Annotated in this window: 11 protein-coding genes; 7 read left to right on the forward strand and 4 right to left on the reverse strand. The window is 62.6% G+C overall.

Annotated elements, in window-relative coordinates; translation table 11 throughout:
• The first annotated feature begins 65 nt into the window (after nucleotides 1-65).
• Entirely contained in the window at nucleotides 66-977 is a 912-nt protein-coding gene (locus GM415_RS03975) for a sulfotransferase family 2 domain-containing protein (RefSeq protein WP_158946535.1), read from the forward strand.
• A gap of 80 nt (nucleotides 978-1,057) precedes the next feature.
• On the opposite strand, the gene GM415_RS03980 is transcribed toward GM415_RS03975, so the two are convergent.
• Complete coding sequence (locus GM415_RS03980) at nucleotides 1,058-2,689, reverse strand: lytic transglycosylase domain-containing protein (protein WP_158946536.1); 1,632 nt, start codon at nucleotides 2,687-2,689, stop codon at nucleotides 1,058-1,060.
• A 202-nt stretch (nucleotides 2,690-2,891) separates the two neighbouring features.
• Here GM415_RS03980 and GM415_RS03985 point away from each other — a divergent pair, with 202 nt between their 5' ends.
• Both GM415_RS03985 and selD read left to right on the forward strand, forming a co-directional pair.
• A complete protein-coding gene (locus tag GM415_RS03985) occupies nucleotides 2,892-3,653 on the forward strand; it encodes a TrmH family RNA methyltransferase (RefSeq protein WP_158946537.1) in 762 nt (253 codons plus the stop codon).
• Nucleotides 3,654-3,757: 104 nt separating this feature from the next.
• Nucleotides 3,758-4,807, forward strand: a complete 1,050-nt coding sequence (gene selD, locus GM415_RS03990) for a selenide, water dikinase SelD (protein WP_158946538.1) — start codon at nucleotides 3,758-3,760, stop codon at nucleotides 4,805-4,807.
• A 20-nt stretch (nucleotides 4,808-4,827) separates the two neighbouring features.
• Here selD and GM415_RS03995 read toward each other — a convergent pair whose 3' ends face one another.
• Complete coding sequence (locus GM415_RS03995) at nucleotides 4,828-7,938, reverse strand: PAS domain S-box protein (protein ID WP_158946539.1); 3,111 nt, start codon at nucleotides 7,936-7,938, stop codon at nucleotides 4,828-4,830.
• Between the two features lie 378 nt (nucleotides 7,939-8,316).
• On the opposite strand from GM415_RS03995, the gene rocD reads away from it, so the two are divergent.
• The 4 genes from rocD to GM415_RS18170 all read left to right on the forward strand — a co-directional run bounded on the left by rocD (nucleotide 8,317) and on the right by GM415_RS18170 (nucleotide 10,686).
• Nucleotides 8,317-9,516, forward strand: coding sequence for an ornithine--oxo-acid transaminase (rocD, locus tag GM415_RS04000; protein ID WP_158946540.1), 1,200 nt, complete (start codon nucleotides 8,317-8,319; stop codon nucleotides 9,514-9,516).
• Nucleotides 9,517-9,894: 378 nt separating this feature from the next.
• A complete protein-coding gene (locus tag GM415_RS04005; protein ID WP_158946541.1) occupies nucleotides 9,895-10,215 on the forward strand; it encodes a hypothetical protein in 321 nt (106 codons plus the stop codon).
• A 40-nt stretch (nucleotides 10,216-10,255) separates the two neighbouring features.
• Nucleotides 10,256-10,510, forward strand: coding sequence for a phage GP46 family protein (locus GM415_RS18165; protein WP_158946542.1), 255 nt, complete (start codon nucleotides 10,256-10,258; stop codon nucleotides 10,508-10,510).
• Nucleotides 10,423-10,686: a phage GP46 family protein gene (locus GM415_RS18170; protein WP_158946543.1), complete on the forward strand. Its 264-nt coding sequence runs from the start codon at nucleotides 10,423-10,425 to the stop codon at nucleotides 10,684-10,686. The genes GM415_RS18165 and GM415_RS18170 overlap by 88 nt, the downstream gene beginning before the upstream one ends.
• Before the next feature lie 468 nt (nucleotides 10,687-11,154).
• Here the strand turns inward: GM415_RS18170 and GM415_RS04020 are convergent, their stop codons facing one another.
• Together GM415_RS04020 and GM415_RS04025 are read right to left on the reverse strand one after the other, a co-directional pair.
• The gene (locus GM415_RS04020) at nucleotides 11,155-12,066 is read right to left on the reverse strand and encodes a DMT family transporter (RefSeq protein ID WP_158946544.1); all 912 of its coding nucleotides are present in this window, start codon (nucleotides 12,064-12,066) and stop codon (nucleotides 11,155-11,157) included.
• Nucleotides 12,067-12,139: 73 nt separating this feature from the next.
• The gene (locus GM415_RS04025) at nucleotides 12,140-12,727 is read right to left on the reverse strand and encodes a WbuC family cupin fold metalloprotein (RefSeq protein ID WP_158946545.1); all 588 of its coding nucleotides are present in this window, start codon (nucleotides 12,725-12,727) and stop codon (nucleotides 12,140-12,142) included.
• Nucleotides 12,728-12,738: the final 11 nt, after the last annotated feature.

The following is a 12,738-nucleotide window of genomic DNA, read 5'->3' on the forward strand; positions in this document are numbered from 1 at the left end:
CGGCGACCCGGTGGCAAGGTCGGACTCTCAACCGCAACGCCCCAAGACACAAGGAGAACACACCGATGAACTGGCCCGCCTACGTCGCCATGGACGCCGTCCCATCCGGTTCTTCTGTGCTGCTCTACGGGGCGGGAGGCCGTGGCGGCCGCGCACTGGAGCTGCTCAAGGCGCTCAACCCCGGAGTCACGGTCCTCGGCTTCGTGGACAGCTTCAAGCGAGGGCGCTGGCAGGGTTTGCCGGTCCACGCACCGGAGGACATCCTTACCGGTGCTCTGGGTGCGGACTTCGTCATCGTCACCACCTTCGACTTCATCCCGGTGCTGACGCGGCTTGACCACGCTCTGGGAGAGAAGCTCCTGGTGGGAGACATCCCCATGCCGGAACGAAAGCACGCCATCATCTCCCACGGGCTGAAGGCAATCTACCTGGTCATGCCCAAGGTGGCGAGCACCACGCTGGAGGTGGCCCTGGCCGCTGCCTCGCCCACGCCAATCGAGGTCATTCAGGAGGCCGACCTGTCCGCCTGCCCCCGTGACTACTTTTCCTTCACCTTCGTGCGCAACCCATACGACCGCATGGTCTCCATTTTCCGGCACGAAGCCAACAACTTCAACCGGAACGTGTACCGCCCGGCCATGGAGTGGCTGGGCAGGGACCCGGCGGACTTCGCCAATTTCGTGGAGTTCGTGCACCGCCTGCCCGATGGCATCGCCGACATCCACGTCCGGTCCCAGCACAGGCTGCTGGAGGGCGTGGAAGAGACCGTGGGCCTGGATTTTGCGGGACATCTGGAGTCTCTGAATGAGGACTTCGCCCGCGTGGCCGAGCGTCTCGAAATCCCGTCCGATCTGGGACACATCACCAAGAGCAAACGCGGGCACTACCGCGACTACTGCACCCCGAAGCTGCTCGCCCTGATCGGAGAGCGCTATCGGCGCGACTTCGAACTGTTCGGCTACGAGCTTGAAGCATAGCAGAGGAAAACCCTTGCATTGAAAAAGCCCCCGTACGCTTGGCGCACGGGGGCTTTGCATTCAGTCTGCCTGAAAACGGGCTACTGCACGTAGACCTTGAGGCGTTGTCCGGCGTAGATGGTGCCCTTGCTGTTAAGGGAGTTCCAACGACGCAGGTCCGAGACCTTGACTCCGAAACGGCGGGCGATGGAGATCAGGTTGTCGCCTCTGCGGACCTTGTAGCGGACCAACTGGGTCTTGACCTTTTCCGCGTCCCGGACCGCCTGCTTGGTGGCGGTGCTGGAGTTGTTGGGGATGTAGAGCTTCTGCCCGGCCTTGAGCCGGTTGGAATTCAGGCCGTTGGCGCGCTTGACCGTGGACACCGTGGTCCCGAATTTGCGGGAGATGGACCACAGGGTATCGCCGGAACGGACGATGTAGTTGCCGCGCTTGGCAGCGATGGCACGGGTCTCGGCACGGGAAGACGACGAAGCCGGGGCGGCCGAAGCCACTATGCTGCGGCTGGACCCATTGCCCGGAACCATGACGAACTGGCCGGGACGCAGGGTGTTGGTGCGGGTGTTGTTGACCTTTTTCAGCACGGACACGGGCACGTGGTAACGGCGGGAGATGCGCCACCAGGAGTCGCCGGAGCGAACGCGGTGCCGGGTGTATCCGGCGTAGGGCCGGGAACCGGGATCGGCCAGGTAGGCCATCATCTTGTCCGCGCGGTCCACGGGCAGATAGGCCGTGGCCCCCATGTGCGGCGGGCTGACCTGGCGACGAAAGGCCGGGTTGAGTCGATGGAACTCGCTCCAGTTCATGCCGCCGGCGCGGGCCAGGGCCAGCAGATCGGTGCCCCCAGGCACCTCGACAGGCACCAATTCCTGCTCCATTTCCCAGGAAACCGGCTCGAAGCCCAGGGCATCGAGGTTCTGGAAGATCTTGGAGATGGCGATGAACTTGGGCACGTAATGACGGGTCTCGGTCTTGAGGCGGACCCGACGGGAGAGCTTGCGGTTCTTGGCGGTCAATTCAAAGAAATCGTTGCATCCGGCCTGCTTCAGGGCGCGGGAAATCTTGCCTTCGCCCGCGTTGTAGGCGGCCAGGGCGAGATACCAGTCACCGAACTTGTCGTAGAGATCCTTCAGGTGACGGGCGGCGGCATCCGTGGATTTGTAAGGATCGCGGCGTTCGTCGATCCACCAGTCGGACCGCAGGCCATAGAGTCGGCCCGTGCCGCGCATGAACTGCCACATGCCCCCGGCACCGGCCCAGGAGTAGGCGCGAACGTTGTAGCCGGACTCGGTAAAGGGCAGCAGGACCAGGTCCTGAGGCAGGCCGTATTTGGTGAAGACGCGGCGCACGTAGGGAAGATAGGGCTGGGAACGTTCCAGCCAGCGCACCATGGTCTTCCTGGCTTTGTGGGTGAAGTAATTGAAATATTGTTCGACGTCTTCGGTCTCGTGGGCCTCGAGGTCGAAGAGCAGGCCGAAGCGGGCGTTCAGCACCGCCTGCTCGGTTTCGGTCAGGTCGCCTTCCACGTCGGGCTGGGCCGCCACCTCGGGCTCAAGGGGGTCGGCGTCCACCGGCACTTCGGGCTCGGCCTCGATGTCCGTCTGGGTCGCCTCCACAACGGCGGGCTCGACCGGCTGCTTCTTTGCGCAACCAAACGACAATCCCGCCACGAGCAGGACCAACAACAGTAACCGTACAGACTTCGATATTTTCAAATTTTCCTCCGGCTTCCTGCACCCCCGTATCAAAAAAGGGGTTTCTTGGGAAGTCTAGAAAAAATCTTAACGTTAAATAGGGATCGCATTCTGCTATCCCACCTTGCGCGGGATTGCAATAGCAGGGTAAACCCATTACAGAGTCGCGGTGTCCTACGCAACCTTGTGCAATGGTTTGCCGAATCCTCATACGGAGAGAAAAATGCAGCACAACGAAAAAGGCAAGAAAGAAGGCAAGACCTACGTGGTCGGCAACAATCCGGTCAGGGAGCTCCTGGAGGGCGACCCCGCCAGGGTGGATTTCGTGGCCTTCCGCAAGGGACGCCGAGACAAGGGCCTGGAGGAGATCCTGGAACTGTGCCGCACCAAGAACGTCCCGTTCAAATCCGTGTCCGCACAGGACCTGGACCACATGTACCGGGGCAACCACCAGGGCATCGCGGCCCGCTGCGCGGCCCTGTCCTACACTCCGCTTCACACCCTGCTGGAGACCGGAGCCGAGGCTCCCCTGCCGCTCATCGTCATCCTGGACCAGGTCCAGGACACGGGCAACGTGGGCGTGCTCGGCCGCACCCTCTACGCCCTGGGCGGCGCCGGGCTGGTGGTCTGCCAGCACCACGGGGCCTATCTCGGAGCAGGAGCGGTCCGTGCCAGCGCCGGAGCCCTGAACATGCTCCCCGTTGCCAAGGCTGGCAACCTGGCCAGCGCGGTAAAGGACTGCGTCAACTACGGCTACACCGTCTACGGCGCGCAGTTGGGTTCCGGGTCCGAGGACGCCTACACGGTCGACCTGGACACCCCGGCGGCGCTGGTCCTGGGCAATGAGGAAAAGGGCATCCGCCCTGGCGTGGCCAAGCACTGCCACCACTTCCTGCACGTCCCCTTCCGCCGTGAGTTCGACTCCCTGAACGTGGCCCAGGCCGGGGCCATCCTGATTTCGGAGTTCGCCAGACGGACCGCCTGATCCCCGCAAGCCCCGGCTTGTTCCATCCCGCGCACGTCCGCGGGCCCTTTTCTCACGGTTGCATTGTTTCCCCACTCTGGTAAGGATTCCAGTCAGGAGGCGACATGACCAAGCTCAAGCTTGTATCCATGGTCAAAGCGGCCGGTTGAGCCGCCAAGATCGCTCCGGGGGACCTGGAGCAGGCACTTTCGGGCGTTGAGGTCCGCGCAGACGACCGCGTGTTGGCCGGAGGACCGGGCGACAACGAGGATGCTGTGGTATTGTCCGTTCCCGGCGGCAAGGCCCTGGTCCAGACGGTGGACTTCTTCACGCCCGTGGTCAACGATCCCTATCGCTTCGGCCGCATTGCCGCGGCCAATTCCCTGTCCGACGTCTACGCCATGGGCGGCACGCCCTGGTCGGCCATGAACATCGTCTGTTTCCCGGTCAAGAAGCTGCCCAACCACGTGCTCACCGAAATCCTCAGGGGAGGCCGGGACGCGGTGCAGGAGGCGGGTGCAGTGCCGTCCGGCGGGCACAGCGTGGAGGACGACGAGCTCAAGTACGGCCTGGCCGTCACCGGCGTGGTGGACCCGGACGGGTTCGCATCCAACCGGGGAGTACGTCCGGGCGACGTGCTGCTACTGACCAAACCCATCGGCACGGGTGTCATCGCCACGGCCATCAAGGGCGAAATGCCCGAAGCGGATGCCATGGAAGAGTTGCTGTTCAATGTCTGCGGAAGGCTGAACAAGGCTGGCGGCGAGGTCATCCGCGAGCTGGGGCTCAAGGGCGCCACGGACATTACCGGCTTCGGCCTGGGCGGGCACCTGATCGAGCTGGCCGAGGCCAGCGCCGTGGCTATCGAGCTGCGCACGGACGCGGTACCGCTTCTCGATGGAGCCATGGACATGGCCTCCATGGGCATGCTCCCGGCGGGCTCCATCTGCAACCGCAACCACTACCTGCCCAAGACCGACATCGCACCGGGCCTTGACGAAATCCGGCGCGACCTCATGTTCGACGCCCAGACCTCGGGCGGCCTGATCCTGGCCGTGCCGCCGCACCTGGCGGACCGGGCCACTGCCATGCTCACGCAGGCCGGCGACCTTGCCGCGCACGTAGGCACGGCCCGCGAACGCAAGCAGGGCGAACCGCCCTTATTCCTTGTATAGGTTCTGCCTGGAACCGACTGTTACTGTGCGCCGCCGCGCCCGTTTTCCAGGACGCGCCTCAGCTCGTCCTCAAGATCGTGCATCTCGAAAGGCTTGGCGATGTACCCGTTCATGCCCGCTTCGAGGAATCGTGTCCGGTCGCCCTTCATGGCGTGGGCGGTCAGCGCCACTACCGGAATGTTCAGCCCGAGCTCCTCGCGGATGACGCGGGTAGTCTCCAGGCCGTCCATGCCGGGCATCTGAATATCGGTAAGGACACAGTCAAAGGTGTGGGAACGCAGCAGCTCAACCGCCTTTTCACCGTCCTCCACGCAGGTAGCCGTGTGTCCAAGCCGGTGCAACAGCCGCCGGGCCACAAGGCGATTGACGTACTCGTCCTCGGCCACCAGAATGGAAAGCCCTGACCGGAAATCTCCGGCTCCGGCCTTTTCCAGATGCCGGGGTAAAGGTGCGTCGCTTGAGCGCAGCAGGACGGTGAAGGCCACTGAAGTACCTTCGTTCACCATGGAGGAAACCGAGATGGACCCGCCCATGAGCGTCACCAGGCGACGGACGATGCTCAGGCCCAGGCCGGTGCCCTGGTAGCGGCGGGAGGAAGACCCGTCCACCTGGGTGAAGGGATCGAAAACCCGTTCGATCTTGTCCTCGGGGATGCCGATTCCGGTATCGGTCACGATGAAGAGGACCCGTTGCAGCCCGTCTTCGAACGTCGCCTCCAGCGGATAGGCCTCAACCACCACCGAGCCCGATTCGGTAAATTTGATGGCATTGCCCACCAGATTGAAAAGAATCTGCCTGAGCCGCCCCTTGTCGGCCAGGAAGTGGCAGGGCCGAGAATCATCGAGACACCATTGCAGGTCCACGCCACGCAGTCCGGCCAGGTGCCGGAAGACCGAATTCACCGACTCCAGGAGCTCGCCCAGCTCCATGGCCTCCTCCTCGAACTCCATCATGCCCGACTCGATCTTGGAAAGGTCAAGGATGTCGTTGAGGATCTGAAGCAGGTTCCGCCCGGAGTTGACCGCAGTGCCCAGGCTCTCACGCTGCTCCTCGTCCAGGTCGCTGAATTGAAGAATCTGGAGCATGCCGAGCAGTCCGTTGAGCGGCGTGCGGATTTCATGGGACATGTTGGCCAGGAACTCGTTCTTGGCCACGTTGGCGGCCTCGGCCTCGCACATGGCGTGCTTGAGCTCCTCCTCCATCTCCTTGAGGGCGGTGATGTCGGCGGCCATGTGCATGTGGACCAGCTTGCCCTCCAGCCACTCGATGGCCCGGTCGTGATTGAGGGTCCATCGTTGGGTTACGCGGTTGAAGGACTCCCGGATAAGGGTCTCCACGGGCACGCCGTCGTCATCCAGCAACCGGGTTTTGGGGCAATTCGAGCAGGGTATGGGGTTCCTGCGAAACCGACTGAAACACTTCTCCCCGGACAGGGGGGTCCCGAATTTTTCCCGCATGTGCTTGTTGATGAAGAGAATGTCGTACCCGTCGACGTCCGAGACGCAGATGTCGGCGTCCATGCCGTCCAGAATGGTCAGCATGCGACGGTGCGACTCCTCCAGCTCCAGGGCGGCCTGACGCTCCAGGGTCACGTCGCGGGTGGAGCCGTAGACGCGATATACGTTGCCCTGCGCGTCGAGGTCGGGGATGGACTTCTTGTGAAATACGGCCTTGCTCCCGTCCCGCTTGACAACGCGGTATTCAACCTCGTCCGGGATCTTCTCCTCGAGGACCACGCGCCAGTGTCGGTGGACCGACTCCTGGTCGTCGGGGTGGACGTAGGTGGAGACGATCCGGTCCACGCTGCCGGGATTGAGCCCCGGCTTGACCCCGTGCAGGCGACACTGCTCGTTGGTCCAGTAGACCTCACCGTTGACCATGTCCACGTCCCAGCCTCCGGTGCGGCTGATGCGCTGCACCTCGTTGAGCAGGTCGCTGCTGCGCCGCAGGGCTCCTTCCGCCTGTTTGCGCTTGGTGATGTCCGCGATCATGGCGAAGGATCCCGTGGACTCCCCGGATTCGGAAAGCAGCCGCGAGGCCGAGACCAGCCCCCAGACGCGAGCTCCGTCCTTGCGCACGAAGGGACACTCGTAACGGGTTTCCGCGTCCGCCTCGCGCATGGCCAGACGCCGCAGCAGTCCCTCCGACTCCTCCGGGGGGAGGACGTCTCGCACGGGCCTGCCGAGCAGTTCGTGCCGCTCGAAATCAAGAAAATTCGCAAGGACCTGATTGGCAAAAACGATACGCAGGGAGGCATCCAGGCCGATGATTCCCTCGTTGGCCGTCTCCACGATCCGCCGGTACTGGCTCTCGCTCCGCAGGAGAGCCTCTTCGGCCTTGATGGTCCGGGAGATGTCCTTGACCATGACCCAGGTGCCCTTGATGGAGGAGGTTATGCCGGGAACGCTCCAGAAACGGATGGAGACAGGTATGCGGTGCCCGTTGGCATGCACCAATTCGAGGCGAATATCGCCGTCGAACCGCTCTCCCCGCAGTTCCCGCTTATGGAGTTCCCGAACCTCTTCCGCGCCGCCCGGTACGATGACGTCACGACCGTTCTTGCCGAGCAGCCCATCCCGGGTCATGCCGAGCATCTTGCAGAAGGCGGGATTGACGTCGAGAATGGTGGCTTCGGCATCGATGTAGATGATGCCGTCGATGCTGGTCTCGAACAGCCCCCGGAACCGCTGTTCGCTTGCGGCCAGCCTCTTTTCGCTCCTGCGCTGCTCGGTGATGTCGCACAGCACGCAGTGGGCGAGACTGAATTCGCCTTCGGGTCCGGGGCTGACGCGTATGTCCAGGCTGACAAGAACCCTCGAGCCCAGCCGGTGAATCAGAATCAATTCCAGACCGGTGACCTCTTCCCCGGCCAGAAGCAGAGGAAAGGCCTCCCTGAACAACCCCAGGGACTGGGTCGTAAGCAGGGTCTCGAACGGCGTTCCCGCAACCGTGTCCCGGGGATACCCCAACATCTCCAGCCAGGCCTGGTTGACGTCCCGCAACCGGCCCTCGGCATCCAGAGACTGGTACGGCATCGGGACATGATCGAACAGGCCCGACGCCACGTCCCCGTCCTCCCCCGTCCCGGGAGGACCGGATTTACCCAACTCGTGATCACTCTTTTTCGCCATGCAACACCACCCCTCAACCCGGTTCGAAAACCGGTCGCATGGAATGAGCCAGTACAACAAATAGGATCGTTGCGCCGTTATAACCTTCAATTCTCCCGCAAGAAATGGACGGCGCACGCAATGGAATGCCGCTTTTCTCGCATATTCCGGTAGCCGGAGCAAGTCCGGCGCGCCATTTCCTCTGCCGACGCGACCAGAGAACTCGGGACTGGCCTTGACAAAATTTCGCCATCGGGCCCATACCTGATATTGTAGGAGATTCAGGCAGGTTACCCAGCCCCGTAAATCCGTGAAGTTGCACTCGGGAAGGATGCGCGGGACGAGGCACTGCCCACAGATGGCCGAGGCCGTCATCATGACCGAAAAAGGAGAGGCGAGATGAAGCCGCAGGAATACATACTGATCGAAGAAGAGTTCGGTGCGCACAACTACAAGCCGCTGGACGTGGTCCTGACGCGAGGCGAGGGCATCTGGGTCTGGGATGTGGAGGGCAAACGCTACCTGGACTGCCTGTCCGCCTATTCCGCCGTGAACCAGGGCCACTGCAACCAGCGGATCATGGATGCCATGGTCGAGCAGGCCAAAAAGCTGACCCTGACCTCACGCGCCTTTCGCAACGACCAGCTCGGGCCGCTCTACAAGGAGCTGTGCGAGCTGACGAGGTCGCACAAGGTCCTGCCCATGAACTCCGGGGCCGAGGCCGTGGAAACCGCCATCAAGGCCGTGCGCAAGTGGGGCTACGAGATCAAGGGCGTGCCCGAAGACAAGGCCGAGATCATCGTCTGCCGCAACAATTTCCACGGCCGGACCATCTCCATTATCTCCTTCTCCACCGACCCCACCTCCACGACCCACTTCGGGCCCTTCACCCCCGGCTTCAAGGTGATCGAATTCGGTGACGCCGACGCCCTGGAGCGGGCGATCACCGACAACACCGTGGCCTTCCTGGTCGAACCCATCCAGGGCGAGGCCGGGGTGATCATTCCCCCGGACGGCTATCTCCGCGACGTGCGCCGCATCTGCGATGACAAGGGCATCGTGCTGATCTTCGATGAAATCCAGACAGGCCTGGGCCGCACAGGCAAGCTGCTGGCCGAGGAGCACGAGGGCGTGGAGGCCGACCTCACCCTCATTGGCAAGGCCCTGTCCGGCGGGTTCTACCCGGTCTCGGCAGTGCTCTCCAACACCGAGGTGCTGGGCGTACTCAAGCCCGGCGAGCACGGCTCCACCTTCGGCGGCAACCCCCTGGCCTGCGCCGTGGCCCGCACCGCCCTCAAGGTGCTGGTGGAGGACGGGCTGGTGGAAAACGCCGCAGCCGTGGGCGAATACTTCATGGAGGGCCTGCGCCGCATCGACAATCCCAAGATCAAGGAAGTGCGCGGACGCGGCCTGCTCATCGGCGTGGAGTTTCACAACGACGCCGGGGGCGCGCGCCAGTACTGCGAAAAGCTCAAGGAAGCCGGGCTGCTCTGCAAGGAGACCCACGAGACCATCATCCGCTTCGCCCCGCCCCTGGTCATCACCCGGGAAGACATCGACTGGGCCCTGGAACGGATCACCCCGATCCTGAGCGAGTAGAAGAGAGGAAAACCAGGGGAGGAAGCCGCTGTGGTCGAGTAATAAAATTTTATAGAGCAGTGCCAGGGCGCACACGTTGGCGCAGGATGATATTCTGGTCAAAGCACGGCCAATGCTGGAGATGGTGCCAGATTGGATCACCATCTGTCTGGACCGGGCAGACTGGATGAATTCGAGTCGGTTACAAGTACTGAGAAGACAGGCCGCCCGTTGAGAGGTGAGTCGTTTGTAGACAAGCTGGAAGTGATGCTAGGAAGAGAGCTAAAGCAGAAGAAACGTGGACGAAAGAAGAAAGGATAGTTAAGGTGCCTACAAAAAAATAGAACGTCAATTCGCAAACTACCCCGTTTTTCGGAGTATGTTTATAGGCTATACCTAATGAGTATTCAATCTTCGCATACGGTAGGCCGCATGGGCTTGGCTGTCTGGGCTTCGGTCGTCCTGCTCGGTGCTCTGTTCGTCTGGACGCTAGGCGGCGGGTCGTCGTTGGCATTGGTTCCGTCAATGTTCATGGCCGCTCTGGCCCTGGAAGGAAATTGGTTCTACTTCCTGGCCACAGTCTGCATCGGCGGTGCCGTGACATGCGTCTGGCTTCTGCGCCCGACATTCCAGCGGCTCGTCCTGGCAGGAGCGTCGATCTGGGCCACCGTGACGGTATTCGTTTACTTCTCTGCAATGCTCACTCCCTACGGGCGTTAACCTCTCTTCCCACATTCGTTCGCCTCCCAGAAGGTGCCGCATGTTGAAGCTTTACAACTTCGACAGCGGTGGCGACCTGCGCGTTGACGACGACCGCCTAGCCACGGTCTCCGATCTGGAGACCGCCGTAGTCATCTCCCTTTTCTCCGACCACCTCGCCGACCACGACGAGGAATTGCCAGCCCGCGAAACCGACCGCCGAGGCTGGTGCCTGGACCACACGCTGCCGACCTTGCAGGACGGCAGCGGCGACGCCTTGGCTCCAAGTTCTGGCTGCTCCGCCGCGAAAAGCTGACGCCTGAGACCGTGTCCCGTTTCCGCGAGTACGCCCTGGAGACGCTCAGTGGCTGGTGGATGAGGGCGTGGCTAGCGCGACGGCAACACCACGATCACTCTGAACGGCTACACCGTCCAGGCGGACGGCACCTACGAGTGGGCCTCAGCAGACACCGAAACCCTGCAGACCTGTGAGGACCTCATGGCTTTTACCAGACCGACACTGCTTGAAATCGTTGACCGCAACGAGGCTGACGTCGCCAGCCGGTTAGCCGGTTGCGGTTGGGTTGTGTGTGCAATTACAGGGACACCATACTATTTAAAATCGACTGATCATAGATATGGCGCGTATAGCAAGAGTTGTAGCACCAGGGTATCCGCACCATGTGGTGCAGCGGGGGAATAGGCGGTTGCCCACGATCTTTCGAGATGAAGCTCATTGGCTTTATCTACGGTTGATGAGCGAAGCTACAAGAAAACGCGCCAAAGGCGCAGAGCAGGAATCCAAAGGACCTGTCCTTTGGCCGCCGGAGGCGAAGTCACCCGTCAATCCCGCCGAAAGGCGGCTTCCTCTCCTGATTTCAACAGTCAGGGAGTCAACTATCGAGCGTCCTTTTCAAAGAATTTCTTAAGCCGCAAGAAAGTCGGCCCGCAGCCCCCGGCTCAGGGCTTGAGCTGGCTCAGCAGCATGCCCGCGAGCATCAGGCCGCAGCCGATCATGGCGCGGACCGTAAGCACCTCGCCGAGGAGCATCCAGCCGCCCAGGGCGGCGAAGACCGACTCCAGGCTGAGGATGATGGCGGCGTGGGCGGGCTGGGCGTCGCGCTGGGCCACCACCTGGAGGGTGTAGGCCACACCCACGGACATGAGCCCGCCGTAGGCGATGGGCAGGGCCGCGCCCTGCACTCCCGCGAAGGAAATTTCTTCCGTGAATACGGCGCAGAGCAGGCTGAGCACCGCACAGGCCGCGAACTGCACCGTGGAGAGCTTGATGGCGTCCACCGCGTCCATGCCGGGCGAGAGCTTGCCGATGAGCAGCACGTGCCCGGCCCAGAACAATGCACCGATGAAGACGAGCAGGTCGCCGAACGAGATGGTCAGATCCGCGGTGACCGAGAGCAGGTACATGCCGACCACGGCCAGGGCCGCGCCGATCCAGGTGCCCCAGCCCGGTTTCTGTGCCAGGAGCAGGCCGAAGAGGGGCACGAAGACCACGTAAAGTCCGGTGATGAAGCCAGCCTTGCCCGCAGTGGTGGCGGTGAAGCCGAAGGCCGCGAGTTGCGGACCGGCCAGCCCCACCTGCTGGAGCGTGGCTCCGAAGAACAGGGCCAGGCCGAGGCAGCCTCCGCCCACGGCGAGCCGTTTCTTGCTTACCCCTGCATGGCTCGAAGAGCGGAATTTCTCCATGCGCAGGATGAGCGGAGTCAGGGCCAGGGCACCGAGGGCGAAGCGGACCCCGTTGAAGGTCAGCGGCCCCACGTGGTCCATGCCCACGCGTTGGGCCACGAAGGCGAAGCCCCAGATGGCTGCGGTGACGAAAAGCAGGATGTCGGCTCGAAGGGCGCGGCTGTTCACGGACGGATGCTCCTTTGCAAAAAGATCATCCCGTGTACTGTATTACCCCTTTGCAGACAAGCGGAACCGGCGGCTACTGCTCCGGCTCTTCCCCCGACTCCGCGCCTTCCTGCGCCTCCTTGGCGGCGGCCCCGGTCAGTTCGGCCAGGTCCTTGAGCAGGTTGAGCAGGAAAGTCGTGGCTTCGGGCGTGCCCTCAACCGGCGCCCAGGCCGGGATGTCCTTGTCCGCGTCGTGCTCGTAGGGACCGTCCTTGACCTCGAAGATCAGGGTGTCGGGCTTGAGCGCGATATAGGTGTGAATGACGTGCGGGGCCACGTCCACGCCGAATATTTCGGTGCCGGGCTGAACCAGGGTGTGGTTCTGGATCTCGCCGTCGTCGGTGAACTCCACGAAGAGCAGGGATCCGGAGATGACCAGCACGGACTCGGTCTTGGGCGGGGAAAAGTGCCGGTGAGGCATGACGTAGGTGCCGGGCTGGAGCGCGTTGAACATCTTGTGCACCCCGGCCTCCGGGCTCTTGTGCAGGCACTGGATCATCCGCCTGCGGGGGCTTTCCCTGGACAGGGAGAGCAGGTCCCCCACCATGGTCAGGGTCAGGGGAACGACGTCGCCTTCAGGCGCGGCCACGGCCGTGGGAAATTCTTTTTTCTCTTCGCTCATGTTGTCTGGTC

This window comes from Pseudodesulfovibrio cashew, assembly GCF_009762795.1.
Classification (GTDB): domain Bacteria; phylum Desulfobacterota; class Desulfovibrionia; order Desulfovibrionales; family Desulfovibrionaceae; genus Pseudodesulfovibrio; species Pseudodesulfovibrio cashew.